Annotated in this window: 19 protein-coding genes; 14 read left to right on the top strand and 5 right to left on the bottom strand. The window is 48.6% G+C overall.

Annotated elements, in window-relative coordinates; translation table 11 throughout:
* Window positions 1–74 precede the first annotated feature (74 nt).
* The 8 genes from rpoC (at window position 75) to ACO0KV_RS15085 (ending at window position 10,783) form a co-directional block, all read left to right on the top strand.
* Complete coding sequence (rpoC, locus tag ACO0KV_RS15120) at window positions 75–4,304, top strand: DNA-directed RNA polymerase subunit beta' (protein ID WP_423043494.1); 4,230 nt, start codon at window positions 75–77, stop codon at window positions 4,302–4,304.
* A 340-nt stretch (window positions 4,305–4,644) separates the two neighbouring features.
* Window positions 4,645–5,484, top strand: coding sequence for a biotin--[acetyl-CoA-carboxylase] ligase (locus ACO0KV_RS15115; RefSeq protein ID WP_423043492.1), 840 nt, complete (start codon window positions 4,645–4,647; stop codon window positions 5,482–5,484).
* A 19-nt stretch (window positions 5,485–5,503) separates the two neighbouring features.
* Window positions 5,504–6,274, top strand: coding sequence for a type III pantothenate kinase (locus ACO0KV_RS15110; RefSeq protein WP_423043490.1), 771 nt, complete (start codon window positions 5,504–5,506; stop codon window positions 6,272–6,274).
* An 18-nt stretch (window positions 6,275–6,292) separates the two neighbouring features.
* Window positions 6,293–6,976 carry an SPOR domain-containing protein gene (locus ACO0KV_RS15105; RefSeq protein WP_423043489.1) on the top strand — a complete coding sequence of 228 codons (684 nt, stop codon included), beginning with the start codon at window positions 6,293–6,295 and terminating at the stop codon, window positions 6,974–6,976.
* A gap of 48 nt (window positions 6,977–7,024) precedes the next feature.
* On the top strand, window positions 7,025–7,669 hold the full coding sequence (locus tag ACO0KV_RS15100; RefSeq protein ID WP_423043487.1) for an alanyl-tRNA editing protein: 645 nt from the start codon (window positions 7,025–7,027) through the stop codon (window positions 7,667–7,669).
* 116 nt (window positions 7,670–7,785) lie between these two features.
* On the top strand, window positions 7,786–8,550 hold the full coding sequence (locus tag ACO0KV_RS15095; RefSeq protein ID WP_423043485.1) for an IclR family transcriptional regulator: 765 nt from the start codon (window positions 7,786–7,788) through the stop codon (window positions 8,548–8,550).
* Window positions 8,551–8,603: 53 nt separating this feature from the next.
* Window positions 8,604–9,419, top strand: coding sequence for an N-formylglutamate deformylase (hutG, locus tag ACO0KV_RS15090; protein WP_423043483.1), 816 nt, complete (start codon window positions 8,604–8,606; stop codon window positions 9,417–9,419).
* On the top strand, window positions 9,416–10,783 hold the full coding sequence (locus ACO0KV_RS15085; RefSeq protein WP_423043481.1) for a formimidoylglutamate deiminase: 1,368 nt from the start codon (window positions 9,416–9,418) through the stop codon (window positions 10,781–10,783). The genes hutG and ACO0KV_RS15085 overlap by 4 nt, the downstream gene beginning before the upstream one ends.
* A gap of 104 nt (window positions 10,784–10,887) precedes the next feature.
* Here ACO0KV_RS15085 and ACO0KV_RS15080 read toward each other — a convergent pair whose 3' ends face one another.
* Complete coding sequence (locus ACO0KV_RS15080; RefSeq protein ID WP_423043479.1) at window positions 10,888–11,943, bottom strand: 3-deoxy-7-phosphoheptulonate synthase; 1,056 nt, start codon at window positions 11,941–11,943, stop codon at window positions 10,888–10,890.
* A gap of 378 nt (window positions 11,944–12,321) precedes the next feature.
* On the opposite strand from ACO0KV_RS15080, the gene ACO0KV_RS15075 reads away from it, so the two are divergent.
* From ACO0KV_RS15075 to ACO0KV_RS15065, 3 genes are all read left to right on the top strand, one after another.
* Window positions 12,322–13,074 (top strand): phytanoyl-CoA dioxygenase family protein, encoded by a 753-nt coding sequence (locus tag ACO0KV_RS15075; protein WP_423043477.1) that lies wholly within the window; start codon window positions 12,322–12,324, stop codon window positions 13,072–13,074.
* 115 nt (window positions 13,075–13,189) lie between these two features.
* Window positions 13,190–13,708, top strand: a complete 519-nt coding sequence (sodC, locus tag ACO0KV_RS15070) for a superoxide dismutase [Cu-Zn] SodC (protein ID WP_423043475.1) — start codon at window positions 13,190–13,192, stop codon at window positions 13,706–13,708.
* 336 nt (window positions 13,709–14,044) lie between these two features.
* Entirely contained in the window at window positions 14,045–14,896 is an 852-nt protein-coding gene (locus ACO0KV_RS15065) for a substrate-binding periplasmic protein (protein ID WP_423043473.1), read from the top strand.
* 83 nt (window positions 14,897–14,979) lie between these two features.
* On the opposite strand, the gene lysA is transcribed toward ACO0KV_RS15065, so the two are convergent.
* On the bottom strand, window positions 14,980–16,227 hold the full coding sequence (gene lysA, locus ACO0KV_RS15060; protein WP_423043471.1) for a diaminopimelate decarboxylase: 1,248 nt from the start codon (window positions 16,225–16,227) through the stop codon (window positions 14,980–14,982).
* A 133-nt stretch (window positions 16,228–16,360) separates the two neighbouring features.
* Between lysA and ACO0KV_RS15055 the strand changes: the two genes are divergently transcribed.
* Both ACO0KV_RS15055 and ACO0KV_RS15050 read left to right on the top strand, forming a co-directional pair.
* Window positions 16,361–16,807, top strand: coding sequence for an Lrp/AsnC family transcriptional regulator (locus ACO0KV_RS15055; protein WP_423043469.1), 447 nt, complete (start codon window positions 16,361–16,363; stop codon window positions 16,805–16,807).
* A 107-nt stretch (window positions 16,808–16,914) separates the two neighbouring features.
* Window positions 16,915–17,436, top strand: coding sequence for a TlpA disulfide reductase family protein (locus ACO0KV_RS15050; protein ID WP_423043467.1), 522 nt, complete (start codon window positions 16,915–16,917; stop codon window positions 17,434–17,436).
* Window positions 17,437–17,556: 120 nt separating this feature from the next.
* Here the strand turns inward: ACO0KV_RS15050 and ACO0KV_RS15045 are convergent, their stop codons facing one another.
* From ACO0KV_RS15045 to ACO0KV_RS15035, 3 genes are all read right to left on the bottom strand, one after another.
* Window positions 17,557–18,681 carry a beta-ketoacyl-ACP synthase III gene (locus ACO0KV_RS15045; RefSeq protein WP_423043465.1) on the bottom strand — a complete coding sequence of 375 codons (1,125 nt, stop codon included), beginning with the start codon at window positions 18,679–18,681 and terminating at the stop codon, window positions 17,557–17,559.
* 365 nt (window positions 18,682–19,046) lie between these two features.
* Window positions 19,047–19,682 (bottom strand): YitT family protein, encoded by a 636-nt coding sequence (locus tag ACO0KV_RS15040; protein WP_423043463.1) that lies wholly within the window; start codon window positions 19,680–19,682, stop codon window positions 19,047–19,049.
* Window positions 19,683–19,810: 128 nt separating this feature from the next.
* Window positions 19,811–21,820: a site-specific recombinase gene (locus ACO0KV_RS15035; RefSeq protein WP_423043461.1), complete on the bottom strand. Its 2,010-nt coding sequence runs from the start codon at window positions 21,818–21,820 to the stop codon at window positions 19,811–19,813.
* 380 nt (window positions 21,821–22,200) lie between these two features.
* Here ACO0KV_RS15035 and ACO0KV_RS15030 point away from each other — a divergent pair, with 380 nt between their 5' ends.
* Window positions 22,201–23,499: a hemolysin family protein gene (locus ACO0KV_RS15030; RefSeq protein ID WP_423043459.1), complete on the top strand. Its 1,299-nt coding sequence runs from the start codon at window positions 22,201–22,203 to the stop codon at window positions 23,497–23,499.
* Window positions 23,500–23,625 lie beyond the last annotated feature (126 nt).

Raw genomic sequence — 23,625 nt, 5'->3', positions numbered from 1 at the left:
TAAGGCGAAAGACCTTCTGTTGCAGCACCATTCAGCCACCAAGCGTTTTCAAGCGCTTAACTGGAGTGATATACATGAAAGCCCTGCTCGATCTTTTCAAGCAAGTCCAACCAAACGAACAATTCGACGCGATCAAAATTGGTCTGGCGTCACCGGATAAAATCCGTTCCTGGTCCTACGGCGAAGTTAAAAAGCCGGAAACCATCAACTACCGTACGTTCAAACCAGAACGTGATGGTCTGTTTTGCGCCAAAATTTTTGGCCCAATCAAAGATTACGAATGCTTGTGCGGTAAATACAAGCGTCTGAAACACCGTGGTGTGATTTGCGAAAAGTGCGGCGTTGAAGTGACATTGGCAAAAGTGCGTCGTGAACGCATGGGCCACATTGAATTGGCGTCCCCAACTGCACACATCTGGTTCCTGAAATCCTTACCATCCCGCTTGGGTATGGTACTCGACATGACATTGCGCGATATCGAACGCGTTCTGTACTTTGAAGCCTATGTTGTGACCGATCCAGGCATGACTCCGCTGAAAAAATGCCAGATCATGTCTGAAGATGACTACGCTGCTAAATACGAAGAGCACGGCGATGAATTCACTGCGTTTATGGGTGCAGAAGGTATCCGTGAATTATTGCGTTCTATCGACATCGATCGCGATGCAGAGATTCTGCGTACAGAACTCAAAGAATCCAAATCTGAAGCCAAGATCAAGAAATACGCCAAGCGCTTAAAAGTGCTGGAAGCGTTCCAACGTTCTGGTATTAAGCCAGACTGGATGATCATGGAAGTGTTGCCAGTGTTGCCGCCAGAATTGCGTCCATTGGTACCGCTGGATGGTGGCCGTTTTGCTACTTCCGATCTGAATGATTTGTATCGTCGCGTGATCAACCGTAACAACCGTCTGAAGCGCCTGATGGAATTGCGCGCACCAGAAATTATCACACGCAACGAAAAGCGTATGTTGCAAGAAGCAGTTGACTCCTTGCTCGATAACGGTCGTCGCGGCAAAGCCATGACTGGCGCGAACAAGCGTCCATTGAAATCTCTGGCTGAGATGATTAAAGGTAAAGGCGGTCGTTTCCGTCAGAACTTGCTGGGTAAGCGTGTTGATTACTCCGGTCGTTCCGTTATTGTGGTTGGTCCACAGCTGAAATTGCATCAATGCGGTCTGCCAAAATTGATGGCATTAGAACTGTTCAAACCATTTATTTTCAATAAATTGGAATTGATGGGTCTGGCAACAACGATCAAAGCAGCGAAAAAACTGGTTGAAATCCAAGAACCTGTTGTTTGGGATATTCTGGAAGAAGTCATTCGCGAACATCCAATCATGTTGAACCGTGCACCTACATTGCACCGTTTGGGTATTCAAGCATTTGAGCCAGTATTGATTGAAGGTAAAGCGATCCAGTTGCACCCACTCGTTTGCGCGGCGTTCAATGCCGACTTCGACGGTGATCAGATGGCGGTTCACGTTCCATTGTCTATCGAAGCACAGATGGAAGCACGCACATTGATGCTGGCATCCAACAATATTCTGTTCCCATCCAACGGCGAACCGTCTATCGTGCCTTCTCAAGATATCGTTTTGGGTCTGTATCACGGTTCTCGCGAAGCCATCAATGGCAAGGGCGAGGGCATGATGTTCCCAGACGTATCTGAAGCGCTGCGTGCCTGGGACAACAAAGAAGTTGAACTGGCAACACGTGTGACAGTACGTATCACTGAATATCCAAAAGATCCGGTCACTGGTGAGTTCGTTAAAACGATCAAACGTTACGAAACCACAGTTGGTCGCGCGATCTTGTCAGAAATTCTGCCAAAAGGCTTGCCATTCACCGTACTGAACCGTGCGTTGAAGAAAAAAGAAATTTCTAAACTGATCGATACATCGTTCCGTAAGTGCGGTCTGCGCGCAACGGTCGTGTTTGCTGATCAATTGATGCAAATGGGTTTCCGCCTCGCGACGCGCGCTGGTATCTCCATCTGTATCGATGACATGTTAGTACCACCACAAAAAGTCACTCTGTTGGCAACAGCAGAACACGAAGTGAAACAGATCGAACAGCAATACGCTTCCGGTCTGGTGACTGCGGGTGAACGTTACAATAAAGTGGTCGATATCTGGGGCAAAACAGGTGATGAAGTCGGTAAGGCCATGATGGAACAGCTGAAAGTAGAAGCTGTAACACGTCGTGACGGTACTGTCGGCACACAAGAATCCTTCAACGCGATTTACATGATGGCTGACTCCGGTGCGCGTGGTTCTGCAGCACAGATTCGTCAGTTGGCAGGTATGCGTGGTCTGATGGCGAAACCAGACGGTTCGATTATCGAAACACCAATTACAGCGAACTTCCGCGAAGGTCTGAACGTTCTGCAGTACTTTATTTCCACCCACGGTGCGCGTAAAGGTCTGGCAGATACGGCGTTGAAAACAGCAAACTCGGGTTACTTGACACGTCGTTTGGTTGACGTTACACAAGATCTGGTTGTCGTTGAAGATGATTGCGGTACATCCAACGGTTCTTCCATGAAAGCGATCGTTGAGGGCGGTGAAGTTAACGTCCCTCTGCGTGAATTGATCCTGGGTCGCGTTGCTGCAAACGACATCGTTAATCCAGAAACACAAGAAACATTGTACGAAGCTGGTACTTTGCTCGATGAAACGTCCGTTGAAGAAATCGAACGTCTGGGTATCGACGAAGTGAAAGTCCGTACACCACTGACATGTGACACACGTTACGGTCTGTGCGCCATGTGCTACGGTCGTGATCTGGGTCGCGGTTCGATGGTCAATGCTGGTGAAGCAGTCGGTGTTATCGCTGCGCAGTCCATCGGTGAGCCAGGTACACAGTTGACAATGCGTACGTTCCACATCGGTGGTGCGGCGTCTCGTGCAGCGGTTGCTTCTTCTGTTGAAGCAAAATCCAACGGTACGATCCGTTTCACAGCAACGATGCGTTATGTGACGAACGGTAAAGGCGATCAGATCGTGATTTCCCGTTCCGGCGAAGTCTTGATCACTGACGACCACGGCCGTGAGCGTGAACGTCATAAAGTACCTTACGGTGCAACACTGATCGTTAAAGATGGCATGGTGATCAAAGCTGGTACCGCATTGGCAACATGGGATCCACTGACACGTCCGATCATTACCGAATACACAGGTACTGTGAAATTCGAGAACGTCGAAGAAGGCGTGACTGTTGCGAAACAGGTTGATGAAGTCACTGGCTTGTCCACATTGGTAGCGATCGATGCGAAACGTCGTGGTAGCGCAGCAGGTAAAACACTGCGTCCACAGGTTAAGCTGTTGAACGAACAAGGTGAAGAAGTCAAGATTTCTGGTACCGAACACGCAGTAACGATCGGCTTCCAAGTGGGCGCGCTGATTACCGTCAAAGACGGTCAGCAAGTTCACGTTGGTGAAGTATTGGCGCGTATCCCGACTGAATCACAAAAAACACGTGATATTACCGGTGGTCTCCCACGCGTTGCTGAATTGTTCGAAGCACGTTCACCAAAAGATGCAGGTATGTTGGCTGAGGTAACTGGTACGGTTGCGTTTGGTAAAGAAACCAAAGGTAAGCAACGTCTGGAAATCACCGACATGGACGGCGAGAAACACGAGTTCCTGATCACCAAAGACAAACAAGTTCTGGTGCATGACGGCCAAGTGGTGAACAAGGGTGAGATGATTGTTGACGGCCCAGCCGATCCACAAGACATCCTGCGTTTGTTGGGTATCGAAGCGTTGGCACGTTACATCGTTGATGAAGTTCAGGACGTGTACCGTTTGCAAGGTGTTAAGATTAATGACAAGCACATTGAAGTGATCGTACGTCAGATGTTGCGTCGCGTTGTTGTGGTTAATCCAGGCGACACGAACTACATCGTTGGTGAGCAAGTTGAACGTTCTGACCTGTTAGGTGAAAACGATCGCGTGACTGCTGCGAACGGTATCCCTGCAACATATGAAAATATCTTGTTGGGTATTACGAAAGCATCCTTGTCGACTGACTCGTTCATCTCTGCGGCTTCCTTCCAGGAAACCACACGTGTTCTGACAGAAGCTGCGATCATGGGCAAAAAAGATGGTCTGCGTGGCTTGAAAGAAAACGTCATCGTTGGTCGTCTGATCCCAGCTGGTACAGGTCTGGCATTCCACCGTGCTCGCAAGTTGAAAGAAACGTGGGAAGCAGATGAGCGTCAAGCGATGTTGGATGCAGAAAAAGCAATTTTTTCTCCAGCACCAGAAGTTGTCGCATCGGATGTGACTGAAGGCGAAGCGTAAGCTTTTCTGACGTAATTTAAAAAAAGCACTGCAGTGAATCTGCAGTGCTTTTTTTTATGTCCCACTGGTTTTTATCTCAACTGGGGCGCTGCGCGAATCTGCTGGCCCGTCTACCTCGTTGACCTCGCACAAGGGCGGGTACAACCCACCATTCTCTTATTAATTTGTAGGATTGCCCCTCGTGAAGCACAAATTGCTTTGTATTAAGCGGAGAAGGTCAAAAGCAACATCAAAATTCACAACTTAAATCACCAAACTCATCCATCAAAAGCCCAATCCAGACGACATAACCCTTCCGTGAAGGTATCATGGCACCGTTGCAGTATTTAATTGTTATCCCATGTCAGATTCTCCTAGTCAAAGCCATCCACCCTCCGATGCAGCACCCTCATCCGAACTAAACGCCAGTCAGATCGCGGCGTTACGGGATGCGTTTGGGATGTTGTTGGATGTGGAAGTCGTGCAAGAAACCGGATCAACGAATACTGATCTGATGACGCGTTTAGATACGCTCGACAAGCCAGTGTTGCGACTTGCAGTGCACCAGATGGCTGGTCGTGGTCGTGCAGGGCGTAGCTGGAGTTCGGAAGCGGGTAGTATGCTGATGTTTTCGATTGCATGGCCGATGCCGCATGCGGCGCATGAGCTCATGGGTTTGCCTTTAGCGGTGGGGGTTGCCTTAGCGGAGGTGTTGCATGCTCTCGATTTGCCAGTGCAACTGAAATGGCCAAACGATATTCTTCGTGATGGTAAAAAGCTGGCAGGTATTCTGATTGAAAGCGCATCTAAAAAAAATGGTGGCACCTGGATCGTTGCTGGTATTGGTTTAAATTTGTTATTGTCAGCGTCGTTTGAGGCCAGCCTTGGACGCGCTGTTGCAGAAGCACCCTGGCTGGCGCGCATGAATCGTAATGCGCTTGTTGCTCAATTGCTCAATGCATTGGCGCGGGCGTTTGATCAGTTTGAACGCGAAGGGTTTTCTGCTTTCCAAGTGCGATGGAATCAGTTACACGCGTATGCCAATCAGGAAGTACGAATCATTGATCATGGTGAAATTTTACAGGCGGGAACTGCGCTTGGCGTCGATATATCAGGACGTCTGGTACTGCAAACCGCACAGGGGCAAGTCAATATTGTCGCCGGTGATGTGTCATTGCGCCCAGTAGATTCATCAGAATAGAAGAAAAGCAGGAAATCACATGTTATTACTGATCGACGCCGGAAACACCCGTATTAAATGGGGCATTCCTCACCATCAACAGCTACCCGCTCCAGCAAAGCCAGCGTGGTTGACCATCACCTCTGTCGCTCACGATGACACTGATCAATTGGTCGCCGCGTGGCAACAATATCCCGTGTCAAAGGTGTTGATCTCTAACGTTGCCGGAGTGGAAGTTAAAGCCCGTTTGACGGCCTTAGTGACGCGCGCGTTTCCGTCAGTGGTGGTAGAGTGGTTTGCCTCCCAGGCCCAGTGTGCTGGTCTTCAGAATCATTACCTCAATCCGCAACAATTGGGATGTGACCGCTTTGCGTCCGCCATTGCCGCAGCTTATCTGTATCCGCAGCAGCATGTGATTGTCGCTACTTGCGGGACAGCAACGACAGTCGACGCTGTCACAGCGCAGGCAGAGTTTGTGGGGGGCATGATTTTGCCCGGATTGAAGCTGATGGCGGAGTCGCTTGCTCGCAATACTGCACAGTTGCCGCAGGTAGCAGAAAGTATCCAGGTTGATCAGCCATTTGCCAATAATACGGACCAGGCGATTGTCAGCGGGTGCATTCATGCACAAGCGGGTGCGATCACGTTGGCGTATCAGTCACTACAAAAAAAACAAGCAGAATCCGTGATTTGTCTCATTTCTGGTGGTGCTGCCCCATATCTGTTGCCACATCTACCATTTCAGTGTGACCATATCGCTAATCTAGTCTTGACGGGGCTGTTTGTCGTGGCACAATCAGTTTCAAGCTGAATTCATCTAATTACTATCATGTTGCGATTTTTTTTCTGGTTTCTATTGGTTGTCAATGCCGCTGTGCTGGCGTTTAACCTTGGTTGGTTAGGCAACTGGCCGCTGGAAGCGCACGAACCTGAACGGCTCAAACAACAACATCACGTAACTCAGTTAAAGCAGGTGCCGGCGAGCGTCGCCCTTGCACCAGTGGCACCACCACCGGCAGAAAAAAAGGATGAGATCATCGCCTGTCTCGAAATCGGTAATTTTTTACAGTCCGATGCGCCAAAGATCGAAGAAAAGCTGAAAACGCTCGCCTTGGGTGACCGCCAGTCACGCTTAAATGTCAGCGATTCTGCGAGTTACATGGTTTTTATTCCTTCGCAAGGAAGTAAAGACGGCGCGGATAAAAAAGTTGCTGAATTACGCAGAATTAACGTCACGGATTTCTTCGTGATTCAGGATGCCGGACCTTTGCGTTGGGGTATCTCTTTAGGTGTATTCAAAACCGAAGAAGCGGCAAAGCAGCACCTCGCCGCATTGAACGCCAAAGGTGTGCATACCGCGCGCATCATGCCGCGGACCGTTACCACCAATAAATTTTCATATCAATTACGTGCGCTCAATAGCGACGAAAAAGCCAAAGTCGACGCTCTGAAAGCTGATTTCCCTACACAGGAAGTGCGGAATTGTCAGAACACGGCATACGGGAAAAATTAAGCTAGATTGGCTTACCTGACGTAGGGTGGGTGCGACGCCCGAATCTGAATGACGACAAAGAAAACCTTCTGGTCTGCTCCGTATTGCACACAACTGATGGCACGTGTCACCGAAGTGAATGGTGCAGACATTCAATTGGATGACACCATTTTCTTTGCGTTCTCAGGTGGGCAGGAAAGTGACAACGGTACGATACAAGGCTTGCCTGTGGTTTCTGCCCGCAAACAAGAACATAACATCATTTACACACTTCCCGATGACCATGGTTTTTGCGTCGGTCAAGAAGTGCAAATGGCGATTGACTGGGCGCGTCGATATCGCTTAATGCGCCTGCATTTTGCTGCGGAACTGGTGTTGGAATTGTTTTATAAGACCTTGAATGGGGTCAATAAAGTGGGCGCTCATATCGCTCAAAACAAAGCCAGAATCGATTTTGTATGGCCACAGAGCATTGCGCCTTTGCTGCCCGATATTGCGCAACAAGCCAATCAAATTATTGCTGATAATTTACCGATTCATACTGGCTATGATGATGAAGAAAACGAGCGGCGTTATTGGGAAATAGTGGGCTTTTCTCGTGTTCCGTGTGGTGGTACGCATGTGCGTAGCACGGGTGAAGTTGGTGTTATTGGCTTGAAACGTGAAAATAAGGCCAAAGGTAAAGAACGCGTCGAAATTTATCTCCATGAATGAGACCTTCATGATCATTAAAATCCAACTTATTCTCTCTCAATGAGAATTTAAGCTTGAGCTTTCCTGATGAACTGCTAGCATGAACAAATTACTTTGTATTGTTGGCATTGATTCCCATGAGTTTGAATTCTGCTGCGCCTGTCGCGACCAGTGAACGAGTGTTGTCTGTGTTGGCGTGTATTGCACGTCACGGAGAGGCAATGTCTGCCCGAGAGGTCGTTGAGCAAACGGGACTGCCTCTGAGCACCATTTATCGGCATCTCGCGGTACTCAAAAAGTGGGGATGGGTGCAGGAGCATGCGCATAGTGGTTTGTATGAACCAGGGCCGTTGGCGGTGCAATTGGCGCATGGATTTGATCAGCATTCCTGGTTAATGCAGGCGGCGCGTGGTGAGATTGAGCAGCTTGTGACGCGTTCAGGGGAGAGTGTCGGTTTGTTGTGCTATGTCGATGGACAAGTGATCTGTCTCGACATGCAAGAAAGTCAGCAAGCGCTGCGTTGCTCGTTTGCGAAAGGGCGCGCGAATTCCACAGTGCGCGGGGCGTCTGCTAAAGCGCTGCTCGCCTTTTTGCCAGAAACAACCCGCCAGCAACTATTAGATCAAAATTTTTTATATACCGATTCTGATCTCCCACAAGACGATAGAGTTGCGCTGGAACAGTATTTGCACCTGATCCATCAACAAGGCTATGCCACCAGCGAAAATGAAATTGATGACGGTGTTTGGGGTGTCAGTGCACCAATTTTTTCTGGAAAAAATCAACTCATTGCGACCTTGTCATTGATGGCACCTGCACAGCGGGCGGCAGCCCGATACCGTGAATTCATTCAGATGACGTTGACGGCGGCGCATCGTATCAGTCGTCAATTGCAAGAATGAACCTATACAAAAATAACTATAAAACACGTATAAAATAAAAAGGAGAACTTCACATGACAACCCCTTTCCATTTTAAAGCTGGCACCGCGCCACTCCTCATCTCGATGCCCCACGTTGGCACGGCTATCGCGCCCGAAGTCGTGTCGCAGATGTTGCCGATTGCTGATCTCAGAGCCGATACCGACTGGCATCTGGGTCAGCTCTATCACATGGCCGATGCGCTCGGTGCGTCAACGCTGATGGCTGAATATTCACGTTATGTGATTGACCTTAACCGCGCGCCAGACAATGCTAATCTATATCCAGGACAAGATACGACAGGTCTTTGCCCGGTTGATACCTTCGACAAGCATCCACTCTATGCTGCTGATAACTTACCGGATCAATCTGAAGTGCAGCGTCGCATCGCGACATACTGGCAACCATATCATCTGAAATTAAACGAAGAACTCGAACGTCTTCTCAGCATTCATGGACACGTCGTTTTATGGGATGCACATTCCATCGCGTCCGTTGTTCCGAGGTTTTTTGAAGGCAAATTACCGGATCTGAATTTCGGTACCGCAGATCAGCAATCATGCGCGTCCGGCTTGCAAGACGCGCTAGAACAGTCTTTGCTTTCATCTATGCACAGCAAGGCTTACACCCATGTCTTTAATGGCCGCTTTAAAGGTGGCTACATCACACGTCAGTATGGTCAGCCGCAACGCTGTGTTCATGCCGTGCAGTTAGAGATGTGCCAGTCTGTTTATATGAACGAAGTGCCGCCATTTGCATATCGTCCTGATCTTGCTCAGCAAGTGCAGCCCTTGCTTGAACAATTGCTACAGACCTGTTTGCGCTGGGCGAAACAAGGAAAACCGGTATGAGTCAGCGCAGTTTATTTGCAGCCAACGCGTATCTCCCACAAGGCTGGACTTGCAATGTCCGCTTACATTGGAATGCCGATGGCGCATTAACAGAAATCGAACTGTCAGCGCAGCGACAAGCGAACGAGGCACAGGCAGAATTTGTTTTGCCAGGCATGACCAATCTGCACTCGCATGCATTTCAGCGTGCCATGGCAGGGATGACAGAAATGGCAGGCGAGTCCAAAGACAGCTTCTGGACTTGGCGCGATCTCATGTATCGCTATGCGTTGCACATCACGCCAGAGCAGATACAAGCGATTGCAGCGCAGTTGTATATGGAATGCCTTCGCCAGGGCTATACGTCTGTGTGCGAATTCCATTACCTGCATCGTGCCATCGATGGTAACTGGTATGCACGACCTGAAGAGATGGCGCTGCGCGTGATCTCCGCAGCAAAGCAAACGGGTATCGGTGTGACCATGCTGCCCGTGTTGTATAGCTATGCCGATTTTAATGCGCAGCCGTTGCGTCACGATCAACGTCGGTTTACTACTTCAGTCGATGATGTTCTGACACTCGTCGACAACCTTGCACCGGAACGTAACGCACAAGTGGAAGTCGGCGTCGCACCGCACTCTTTACGTGCCGCCAGCATCGACCAGATCCGCGCAGTACATGCAGCATTACCTACCAACCGGCCGCTGCATATCCATATCGCAGAACAAACCAAAGAAGTCGATGCGTGTATCGCTGCGACAGGTAAGCGTCCTGTTGAATTATTGCTCGATACCGGTTTAGTCGATCAACGCTGGTGCTTGGTGCACGCCACCCATTTAACAAAAACAGAAGTCCAAGGCATCGCCGCAAGCGGTGCTGTCGCAGGCATTTGCACCACCACCGAAGGTAATCTTGGCGACGGTTTTTTTGATCTGCCAGATTACATTGCTGCGGGTGGACGTTTTGGAATCGGTAGTGATAGCCACGTTTCGCAAAGCCCTGTTGAAGAATTGCGCTGGCTCGAATATGGTCAGCGTCTGCGTTTGCAAGGACGTAACATCGCCAATACGGCAGACCAGCGTCAGGTTGGCGATTTTCTGTGGCAGCAAGCCTTGCTGGGGGGCGCACAAGCCAGCGGACGACAGGTCGGCCAGCTCGCACGAGGGTATCGCGCTGACATGCTCATCCTCAACGATCACCATCCTAACCTTGCTGGTCTCACCAGCAACGCCGTGTTGAACACGTGGCTTTTTGCAGGCAACGACAATTTGGTGCGTGATGTGTATGTGGCTGGTAAGCGCATCGTGCAAGACGGACGTCATGTTGCGCAGACTGAGATTCAACAAGCGTATGTTGATTGCATGCGTAATTTACGAGCATTGTAAATTTGAATCTATAAAAACGATCCCCTCCTATTCATGCGGTTCTCAGGCTGAAAACCAGCCAAGACCCGCATCAATACTAGGGGATGCTTATTGATGCTGAGAATTTATTTGGCGCGTAGTCGGTCTGCGGCTTCACGCAGCATGGTTTCTGTGGTTGACCAGTCAACGCAGGCATCGGTGACCGAGCAGCCGTATTTGAGTTGTGAGAGGTCAGCGGGGATAGATTGATTACCTGCGACGATATTCGATTCAATCATTACCCCGACGATGGCATCATTGCCGTTGGCGATCTGATTGACCACGTCGGCCATCACCAGTGGTTGCAATTCTGGTTTTTTGTAGCTGTTGGCGTGGGAGCAGTCGACCACGATATTCGGTGGTAACTTGGCTTTGATCAGGGCTTGCTGGGCCATCGCGACGGAGACGGTGTCGTAGTTAGGGCGGTCACCACCACCGCGTAACACGACGTGGCCATATTGGTTGCCGCTGGTACGGACAATCGATACACGTCCCTGTCCATTCAAGCCTAAGAACGAATGCGGATGCGAGGCCGATAAAATCGCATTGATCGCTATGCTGATATCGCCATCGGTACCGTTTTTAAAGCCGACAGGTGTCGATAAACCAGACGACATTTCACGGTGCGTTTGTGATTCTGTGGTACGGGCACCAATCGCTGTCCAGGCGATCAGATCGCCTAGGTATTGTGGGCTGATTGGATCAAGCGCTTCAGTGCCCGTTGGCAAACCTAGTTCGCAGACATCGAGTAAAAACTTGCGGGCTTTTTCCATCCCCTGATCAACGCGGAAAGAATCGTCCATATCCGGATCGTTGATGTAGCCTTTCCAGCCAGTGGTGGTGCGTGGTTTTTCAAAATACACACGCATCACTAAGAACATCACGTCGTTGACTTCTTCTTGCAATACTTTCAAGCGACGGGCGTAATCTAAGCCTGCTACGGGGTCATGGATGGAACAAGGACCGACGACGACAAATAAGCGTTTATCCTTGCGTTCAAGGATATTACGCAGTGTTTCGCGGCTTTGTTCGACGACATTACCGGCGAGCTCGCTCAAAGGCAACCGAGCGTGCAGTTCTTCCGGGGTGGGCATGTTGTCAAACGAGGTGACATTGATGTTTTCTAAAATGGACTGTGTCATAGTGGTGTGAGCAAAAATCGAATTCTGGATATTCCGGATAATATCGAACGATCAGCGACCGATGGGCGACTGAAATTCGGTATAACACGCTGGCTGCCTCAGTTTGAGGATCAGGCAAGAACAATAGCAAACTCGTGGTAACAAGGTGCTATTGCAGGTGATTAACACCACGGAATAGGTTTTGGCACCATTATGCCGCATTTTGCGGCATTTTTGATGCGCTGCAAAAACAGCTGTCGCGCGCTCGCACACATTGAAGCGTGAACGCGTCTGTGTATCTGTTACGTTCAACAGAATTCTGCAGAGTCTGATCTGTTATCCATCAACATGGCCTCAGCGTGGCACAATAACGTTTTGTGCTTTTACGAAATGCAGGCCATGCTTAGTTCCGCCCAGATTCAAGAATTTCAGACGCAGGGTTTTTTAGTCCTGCCACAGGCCGCCTCCGGTGCTTTTTGCGAGCAGGTGATTGCTTTTGCACGGCAGCAACTTGTGGACCATATCCTGCCAATCGAGTATGAAGCTGATACCCGCTATCCAGGCGCCCCCGTATCTCGTGAGGCCGAAGGCGGACAGACCGCGCGACGCATATTACAAGCCTATGCCCGCGATACGCTGCTAGCGCAGTGGGCAACGGGCACAACGCTGGCAACGCCGCTACGACAATTGTTGGGTGAGGGTGCATTGATGTCTCAGGTGCACCATAACTGCATCATGACGAAACAGCCACAATACTCGACAGCAACAGGCTGGCATCGTGATAGTCGCTATTGGCAGTTTGAGCGTGCAGAGCTGGTGTCATCATGGTTGGCATTGCGTGACGAGACGGTCGAGAATGGCTGTTTGCTGGTGATCCCTGGCTCACATCGAACGATGATTGATGTTGCCCAGCTCGATGCGGCACAGTTTTTACGGACCGATTTATCGCAAAACCAGCCATTACTGGCGCAAGCCGTGCCGGTTTCTTTAAAGCAAGGTGATGTGTTGTTGTTCCATAGCAATCTGTTTCACGCTGCTGGTAAAAATCAGACGAATGCGACCAAATTCTCGATGGTGTTTACCTATCACGCCGCGGATAATTTACCCCTACCAGGGTCGCGTTCTGCCAGCTTGCCGGAAAAAACGCTTTAATGAAAAACAGGTATAGTGATTGTCTGCAAACGCACTCTGTGGTGATACTGTGCGCAATTGCATTACATTCATGTCGAACGGTAACTCGTACCTCACGTACCTATCAGGAGAAAACATGTCATTTTCGTTAAAACTATGCATCGCGACGAGTGCACTCGTCGCTGGTCTGGCGCACGCACAAACGGTCGAATTACAATTTGTGGATGCCAATGGCGTCCTTGGTTCGGCTGGTAAATTGACACTGGAAGATACGCCGTATGGCCTATTAATTACGCCAGATCTGAGTGGCTTGCCAGCAGGGGTTCATGGATTTCATGTGCATGTTAATCCTTCATGTGCACCAGGCCTTAACAACGGCGTGCCAACAGCTGCATTAGCAGCAGGTGGTCACTGGGACCCTGAGAAAACCAATGAACATCTGGGACCATACGGCAAAGGCCATAAAGGCGATCTGCCCGCATTGGTTGTCGCTGCCGACGGTAAAGCAACGTATCCGCTTATGGCACCACGTCTGAAGGTCGCCGACTTAAGCGGTCATGCGATCATGGTGCATGCTGGTGGTGATAACAACAGCGATCATCCCGCCCCGTTGGGTGGTGGTGGCATGCGGATGGTATGCGGCGTTGTTTCTTGATGATTTGACGCGACTAACGACGTTATTATTTCCTGACCCAGTTGATTTCATTGCTGACGATCATGGGTGCTGAAAAAAGAGGCGGTCATCGATTGCCTCTTTGTCTTTTCTGAGAGTATTCAAGACTTGTCACCCTACAAGTTTGCCGCTACCATCAACAGACAATGCTGCATAGTGCATTAGTTGGCGCGTCTGTTAACCTCTTTCGCTCACCTGATCAGCGCACTTTAGTACAAATTCGCTTGCAGATTCGCTTTTTTAAAGACGAATCAGATAGACAACGACAACACATATCGACAACATCGCATTGCGTGATTGATAGAATTCTGGACTCTGATGAAGTTACCTGTATTTGTTTGGCACTTAAAAAATTTATTCTGTGTTGGCGTAGTTCGTACTCTCATCGTGCTTATTTCGCTTCCACTAGCGCCGCATTCATTTGCAGCCCGTAAAGAAGTTAAAGACGCTACTGAATTCAAAAATAGTAGAGCAATTGTGGTGATCAGCAGTGATCCCGTTGACTCGCACGGTCAGTCTCTACCAATTGATCGCTTATCAAATTTGCTTGATTATCTGGGTATGGAAGAGAATCTCAGGATTCAATGGCAGCGCATGCCTTGGCAGCGCGCGGTCAAGCATGCAGAGGATGGTGACGGTGTAATCTATGGGATGAGTCGGACCCGTGATCGGGAAAAGATTTTTCATTTTTCGTTACCAGTGCAATTGCGTTACGTGTTTTTGGTCACACGCTCGGACAAGCAATTTACGTTTAATACCTATGCAGATTTACATGGAAAGACCATCGGTATTCCGCGCGGTATTATGTTCAATAACGAATTTGATGCGCTCAAAGACAAGCTGTTTACAGTCGAAAATGATGGACAAAATACCATCGCCAGAATCAATAAACTGATGTTTTATCGAATGGATGCTGCGTTGTTTAGTTCTCCGAATAAAAACCCCCGTTTTCTGGAACGCCGTTTACAAGACATCAGAGAAGAGCGGGGAGGTACTTATCCGCAATTTGATCATATCGATATCAGCGTATTACCCAAACCAGTGTTGCTTGATGCGGTTCATTTTGCAGTTCGCGCAGATAAAGATGACGGGATTATCGAGAAAATTAATGACGCCATCCTCAAAGCCAGAAAATCCGGGATTTTAGAGGATTTTCCGGCTCCGAACTGATCAGCGTTACGTTATCCCCTTGATTACCTGAGGCGTTTTGGTAAAGACTGTTTTGTCGAAGGACAGAACAGTCTTGTGTATTATTAGATCTCCAGCGCGATCAACTCTTGGATGGTTTGACGGCGACGAATTTGTTTGATCTGCTCACCGTCCACCAACACCTCAGGGATCAACGGCCGTGAATTGTAGTTCGATGACATACTCGCACCGTATGCACCGGTATCATGGAAAACATACAAATCACCGACTTCGCCCGCTGGCAGATCCTGACTGGTGAGAATACCGCCTTCTTCTTGTGTAAATACGTCACCTGACTCGCACAATGGTCCCGCAACGACGGTCGGTTGCAATGCTGCTGTCCGCGGCGTACCGTCGGCGGCGTGCACACTGATGCGGTGGAAGCTGCCATACATCGCCGGACGCGCGAGGTCATTAAAGCCAGCATCGACCAAGGTGAAGAAATTACTGCCAACTTGTTTTTGTGCGCGCAATTCAGAAATCATGATGCCCGATTGTGCAACCAGGAAACGTCCTGGCTCAATTTCCATACTGATTTTATGCCCTAAGTGGGATTCGATTTCCTGACGTGCTTTATCCCAGATTTGGAAGTAATGCGCTGTATCGACCAGATCGTCTTCACCACGATAAGGAATCGACAGACCGCCGCCAATCGAGATCGCTTGCAGATCGCGCTGCGCCAGTTTGACTTGGGAGATCATCGCATCACAGACACTTTGTAGATGGTCGTAATCGACACCAGAACCAATGTGCATATGTAGTCCGACCAACTGCAAACCATACTGGTCGATCAACTTGTAGGCTTCCGGTAATTCTTCATGCCAGATACCGTGTTTACTTTGTTCGCCACCCGTATTGGTTTTGCGGCTGTGACCATGGCCAAAGCCCGGATTGATACGCAGCCAGACCGGATGGCCAGGATGCGCTTGACCAAGCTGGCGCAGCATATCAGGCGAGCCACAATTGACTGGGATATTGAGTTCAACCACTTTTTTCAGGGCATGACGATCCAGCAAATCTGCGGTGAACACGATCTGCGCGTGCGTCTGGTCAGCATCTGGCGTTGGCGTAAAGCCGGCGATCAATGCGCGTTCCACTTCACCCAAGGACACGGAATCCACCATCACACCTTCTTCACGCATGAGTCGCAGTAAATGAATATTGCTCGACGCTTTTTGGGCAAAACGAATCACATCAAACTGTTTCAGTAATGCAATTTGCTGACGGATGATACGCGCGTCGTACACCCAGCAAGGCGTTTGAAACTCTTGTGCGATAGTGGCGATTTGGGTGTTGGTGATATGGGTAGCCATGATGATTCTCTGATAGTCTGAAGAGTTTAGTGTAAGCTCTACTTTAGCAAGCTGTTTCCTGCGAATGAATAGTGATTGATAAGCAATTCAGAGGCAGATGATGGAATTCAATTGAAAATGACGATAAATCCTTATGAATCCCAAGATCGATCAATTTGATCAAAAAATCCTGCAATTATTGCAACAAGATGCGCGAATGTCACATGCAGAAATTGGCCGTCAGGTCCATTTAAGCCAGCCCGCTGTATCGGAACGTATTAAGCGTCTGGAAGCGGCAGAAGTGATCCGCGCGTATCGCGCTGATATCAATCCCAAAGCGCTCGGGTATCAGATTACTGCCATGATACGCCTGTCAACGCAGCAAGGGCGTCCGTATGCCCAGTATGTCGCATCCTGTCCTGAGATCATCGATTGTTATACCGTGACGGGCGAAGACGGTGCTGTCATGCGTGTGCTAGCAACAGATGTGGAACATTTACAGCGCATCATCAATGAATTAAACGCCTTTGGCTCGACCTCGACGGCGATCGTATTGACCACCCATGTCGCTGGAAAAAGGATTACCGCACCACAAACATGAGCGCGAGTGACGATATTGTTTGTTGATGCGCAAGCACAATCCGATATGCGCTTTTATAATGATCGCTTGTTATTTGGCATCAGTGCTAATCTGCCAGAGAGAGAACCATGCTAGAACCATCTTCCCCCCGTAAGTTTAGACTTTTCGCCATCATTGCTGCGATCGCATTAATCACGCTTGCGGTCTTGTTTTATCAGTCCCTGTCCGGAAAAACCACCATTCCAGACGTCACCTTCACCAACCTGAAAGGTGAAAAAATCTCTGCACAAAGTTTGCGCGGCAAAGTAGTGATGGTCAATTTCTGGGCAACGTCCTGCGCTACCTGCGTCGCTGAAATGCCAAAGATGGTCAGTACCTACAATAAGTACCATGCAGATGGTTTGGAGTATGTTGCTGTTGCCATGAGTTATGACCCAGCAAATTATGTCCTCAACTATGTCGAAACCCGCCAGTTGCCTTTTCAGGTGGCGATCGACGCCGACGGGCAATTAGCCAAGGCGTTTGGTGATGTCAGAATGACGCCAACGACCTTTGTGATCGACAAACAAGGGAATGTGCTGAAGCGTTATCTGGGCGAGCCATCTTTTGACGAGTTGCACGGATTACTAGAAAAAGCACTGAAGGCGTAAATGGACAGCTGATACCTGGAATCGGCGGCGTCAGGATTTTCGCCGCAAAAACGCGATCTCAAAAAAACCGCCTTAGATTTGATCATCTAAGGCGGTTTTTTTGCGTCGCTATAAAAGTACTTAGCCTAGTTTTTTTACAACGACACAACCAATCGAATAACCCGCACCAAAGGAGCAGATCACACCGATCGATCCTGCTGCCAGATCATCCTGGTGTTTATGGAACGCGATAATAGAGCCTGCAGACGACGTGTTGGCGTATGTATCAAGAATCGTTGGTGATTCTTCTGGTGTTGCATCGCGACCCAGAATCAGACGGGCGATCAACAGGTTCATGTTCAGGTTTGCCTGATGCAGCCAGAACCGGCGCACATCAGTCACGGCTAACGATGCACTGGTTACTGTACTGGTAATGGTCTCGGCTGCCATTGGGCAGACTTCTTTGAATACTTTACGACCTTGTTGGCGGAACAATTTATCTGGCTTGCCGATCCCTGATTCATCCGCGCGGTTTAAAAAGCCAAAATTGTTGCGGATGTTATTGGAGAACTGGGTTTTTAGTTTTAAGCCGACAATTTCAAACTGATGTGCAGACGTTGCCAAATCGGCGCGCTCAACCAGAATGGCGGTACACGCATCACCAAAAATAAAATGACTGTCGCGATCACGCCAGTTCAAATGACCACTGGTGATTTCCGGATTAACTACCAATACCGCACGTGCCTGGCCGCTTTGAATCGCTGTCACCGCAGCCTGAATGCCGAATGTCGCAGAAGAACAGGCCACATTGATATCGTAGCCAAAGCCATCAATTCCCAGCGCGCTCTGAATCTCAACTGCCATCGCCGGATAGCCGCGTTGCATATTACTTGCAGCACAGATTACGGCGTCGACATCTGCGGCTGTACGACCCGCGCGTTCTAAGGCTTGTTTGGCAGCCGCCACCGCCATCTCACACATGACTGAAGGCTCATCATCGCTGCGCTCTGGAATGGATGGCACCATACGGTTAATGTCCAGCACACCCGATTTGTTCATCACATAGCGTGATTTGATGCCAGAGGCTTTTTCAATAAAAGCAACACTCGACTCTTCCAATGCAACGACTTCACCAGCCGCAATCGCACTGGCATTCTCAGTATTAAATTGCTGGACATAGCTATTAAAACAAGCAATCAGTTCTTCATTAGAAATGGATTCAGACGGAGTGAACAGGCCGGTGCCGCTGATGACTACTTTGTTCATCGTTATACTTTCTGTGTTTGGCCACGGGGTTTCCATTCATCGCGGACACAGCTTGTGGCATCCGAAAAAAATGGTGGCGTCGTGCCCAGATGTTGGGTGAGAGTTGCGCAAAATGCGCGACCATGTCGCTCGATTTTACACAATAAAAGCGATATTTTTTCGTTTATTGCTCAGAAATAGAGTGCTTATTCCATAGGGACGCCAAAATCTTGTCTCTGCTGCGATGCACACAAAATAAGCATTTGTGCTTGATTTGATTGCACTTCGTTGCGATCAGACGGGGCCCGGCGGGGGGCCACTCACTTTTCTTTTCGTACAAATTACTTTGTCTCGAGCGAAGAAGGTCAAAAGCAATTGCAATGGCATTACGCCGACATATATCGGCCCGGCCGATGATTCAGGCTGATCGCCAAGTTCAGCGCGAATGCCCCAAGGATGGAGGCGGCGAGGGCCATTGGGGTGACGACGGTGAGGGAGGCCAAGACGATGGTGATGTCGAGGCCCATTTGTAATTTGCCAGCGCGGATGCCGCGTGTTTGTTGTAAATAGAGTGCCAGAATATTAATTCCCCCCAGACTTGCCTGATGTCGGAATAGCACCACAAAGCCAACACCCATCAGCAGACCACCGATCAGTGCGATATAAAAAGGCGCCCACAACGTTACGTTGATCAGTTGCAGGAAGTGCGAATGGTATCCGGATAAAACCGATACTAACGCGACGGAGCAGAAGGTTTTTAAGGTGAATTTCCAACCCATACGCTTCCATGCAAGCCAGTAAAAAGGCAGATTAATCAAAAAGAAAATCGTTCCGAACGCGATACCGGTCCGGTAATGTAAAAGAAAAGCCAGTCCTGCTGTACCACCGGTGAGCAGACCCGCCTGATTAAAAAAAGCGATGCCTAATGAAACAAACAAGGTGCCAGTCACGATTGCCAGCGCATCTTCCAACAAGCTGTGCGGAACAAAACGTTTGGACAGAGAAGGCAGTGGCTTGTTCATGAGGAGGGTGTAAAGGGCAGTTGATCATTGACGTAGTCACTCATTGTACGCCCGTCTGTTTGTTCAGTAGCAAAGCCAAGGTGCTCATTGATGTGCATCAACCACAGATGATGCACATCCACCACGCATTACGATTTTGCTTCCGGCGCTTTGTCACTCATTTTAGCGGGCAAGAAAAAATCTCGTGTCCCAGAAAAAAAGCGACGCATCAGTAAGCGCAGCAAGTTGCCGCCGTTGCCAAAGCTGACGCGGCGTGAACGTAATGCGACCAGCAAGGCGAGGCTAAAACTGACAGCTAGGTTGACCAAGCCAATTAACAGGATCCCGAATAAGGAATACGCCGCTAAATGCCAGCTCATGTGATTGTCCATTCCTGCCAGCGCGAAAGCGAAATTGGCGCTGGAGAAGGTGATGTGACGGATATCGATGGGTAAGCCGAAAAATTTCCCGAGTTGCCCGATGGAGCCCAGCATGATGCCGAAGAAAAAATTACCTGCGAGGGCACCTAGATTATTGCCGATGTAGTCAGTGATATTGAATAAACGCTGCTCACCAAGTAGTTTGCGTAACCAGCTCAGTTGACGTAAGCGTGCAGGAATGTGTGAGTAGCTGGCCTTGTTATCGTAGTAGCCCGAGATCAGTCCGGATAAAAATAAACAGACGCCGGCAATGGCCGCATGAGGCAATGCCAGACTACCAAATGGATCCAGATCATGTAATAGGTATTGTGCTTTCTCTGGGCTGACCAGATGTTGGCCGTAGATACCATGCCATGCCCATGCAATGGCAAATGCGGTCGGCATTGCCAGACCAATATTGCCGATAATTGCAATCAATTGTGAGCGGAACACCCGCACGATTAATTCGACCAGTTCATCTAGTTTTTGCTGTCCTTCATCAATCGCTTTAGCGATAAGCGCAGCAGTCATGGCAGGCTGCTTGGTGGCAATCGTAAAGTGCAGCACATGCACCAACATGAAACCGAATGAATAATTCGCACTGTACAACAATGCATAACCAAACGGCGCTAGTGCTATCGTACCAAACAGGATTTTAATCATCGCCATAAAGCCAACGATGAATCCAGCTCCCAGCGCAGAGTTCAACATATCGAACCACTCGGCACGTGTGTTGGTGACGTAATGTTCGCCACTTTTACCAGCGCGCTCGGTCACTTGTAATGACAGTAATTCGGTATTGGTCTGCATTAGCTGACGCAGACTATGGCGCTTATTGTTTGCGTTGACTAATTCTTTGAATAGGCCGATTGCGATGTTGATGCTAGTGGTGGTGTCTCGGCTATCAAGCAGTGCTAATAAGACGCCCAAACGCGACATACTTTGATCTAGACGCAGTAGCAATCGTGTCAGACTGACCGACACACCAGCAATCGCTGCTGTGCGGCGGATGCGGCTGGCAATGTCTTTACATTGTTCCAGTAAGACCTCGATGTGTTTGCTGTCATCACGTACGATGCGTTGATCTGTCAGCCATTCGCGATAACGGATCACATATTCGTTGATGCCATCGTTTTGGCGCAGGAACGGCGATTCGAAATTTTCTATGTCAGGGTAGTTGCGAACTAATTCTGCTTCGAGGCCAATGTTGGTAATCCGGTACGATAAAACCTGAATGGCATTTAACACCTCATTGGCCAGCATTGCATGTGTATGACGTGCTTTATGTGTGCGAAAACCAATCGAGCGAATCAGATCGTGCCAGATATCATCAGCGACGGCATTTACCCAACGATGATCGGTCTTTTGGTCGAAGATCTGACCGAAAATATCTTTTATATAATCATCATTGACTAAGGGTGGTAAAAATTTACTGAAAAGGCGTTCTGCGCCGGCACTCCAGAATCCATTGTTTAAAGTGATCCCAGTGTCAGTGAGTAAATGCACTAGTTTGCGGGTGGTGACAATCTGAATCAGATACTGACGAAAGCTTTTTCGCCACGCTGGTTGTTGCCGCAACACGTAACACAACGCACGTAAATTATCGGTTGCGCGCTGCGTATCGTCGGGTTGTTGTGGACGTATCAGGGCAATGATTGCGCGTAAATAACGAATGTCACTGAATGTCGGTGTGTTTGTTAGACTGAGATGGATCTCAGCCATGATGGAGTCTAAAGACAAATTGCTCTCCTTTTAGGACTAAATAGGAATCAAAGGAATCGATGCTACGTCTTCCTTGCAGTATGTTTATCTTCGCCGTCGTCTCATTGTTATATGTTTACTTACGTATTTGCCACGTTATTGCTCATCTCACTGGCTGATTGTACGTAGTATGCCAAGATCTCGACTTTGTCCTTTGTCTTGTTGGTTTCTTTATATGGGGACTATTTTGTAAAAAACATGACTTATTCATTTTTGTTATTGCAATGAAGCAAAATGCCCATAAAATACCCACAAAGCGCTCTAAAACATGCTCTGGTTTGAGGTAAATCGTCTCTGTAACGAGCATGATGATGTAATTTGGTCTAAAGTGTTGTGATGTTTATTACTAGGGTTTTGCGTTGAATAACTTTTTTCTGGTCGTAGCCGCACTGTTATTGGTATTGTTAAATGGTTTCTTTGTCGCGGCTGAATTTGGTCTGGTCAAGCTGCGGCAAACGCGGGTGCGTAGTATCGCCAAAAGTACTGGCTTGCCAGGACGTTTATTGCTTAAAGTTCATCAACGTCTCGATACTTACTTATCTGCCTGTCAATTAGGCATCACGCTCGCTTCTCTTGGCCTAGGTTGGATCGGCGAGCCCGCTTTTGCCAGAATGTTAGTGCCTGTTTTTGATCTGTTAAACGTAACTTCTGCAGACATCATTCATGGTGTTTCTTTCTTTTTTGCATTCTTTGTCATCTCATTTTTGCACATTGTTGTCGGTGAACTTGCACCAAAATCGATGGCCATCCGCATGCCGGAGCGTGTTTCATTATGGACAGCACCCGCGCTCTATGCGTTCTATTGGATGATGTATCCGGCAATTTGGTTCCTTAACACAAGTTCAAATAAGGTGTTGAAGTGGATTGGTTTAGATGTGGCTCATGGCAGTGATAGTCACTATTCGCCAGAAGAATTAAAGCTGATTTTGCGTGGAAGTCACGGTGGTGCCAAAGAAACTCGTGATGAGTGGAGTATCATGGCGCAAGTATTGGATTTTGGTGGTTTAGAAATCTCAGACCTGATGCGGCCAATTAACGAAGTGGCAGCCATGTACAAGGGGCTGACGCTTGAAGAAAATATGAGTACGGCTACCCGCAACCGATTTAGTCGTTACCCCTATTTTGATGAAGATGAAAAAACAGTATTAGGGATGTTGCATTTAAAAGATCTTTTCTTTGCTCAACAAGCAGGTAAAGATCTCGATGATCTCAGCAAACATCTGCGGCAGGTTGAATACGTGCCCCCGAATATGCCAGCGTTGGAACTGTTCCGTCGCTTCAGAAAAGGGGCGCCACATTTTGCGATTGTAGGGCACAAAGGCAGCAAACCCGTTGGTTTCTTGACCTTGGACAATCTCTTGAGTGCGCTGGTCGGACAAATTAGAGATGAGTTCCGTCAAAATGAAAACGATTGGACCTTGCTCGATGATGGGACCTTAATTGGTAAAGGAAGTTTACCTTTATACACTTTGGGCATGGCCTTAGGATTCGACCTCGATAGTGATGAGGTGGAGTCCATCGGTGGACTGATCATGCAAAAACTGGGTGATTTACCCGTTGAGGGACAGAAAGTTGAGTTTGAGCATTTTGATGCCGTCGTGAAGAAGATGAATGGACCACGGATTATTCTTGTGAGAATCTATCCGAAAAAGGTGTAGAGCGAGGACTTACGCAAAACCGCCCCAGCGGTGCTATGACTCAAGACTATAAAGTCGATACGATTTCTATCGTCTTTATTGCTATATTTTGTTGAGAAAAATTTGCCAAAGTTATAAAAATTTGTT

The sequence above is a fragment of the Undibacterium sp. RuRC25W genome (genome assembly GCF_049339825.1).
Taxonomy (GTDB): Bacteria; Pseudomonadota; Gammaproteobacteria; order Burkholderiales; family Burkholderiaceae_D; genus Undibacterium.
This window is presented reverse-complemented; position numbering and strand designations above follow the sequence as displayed.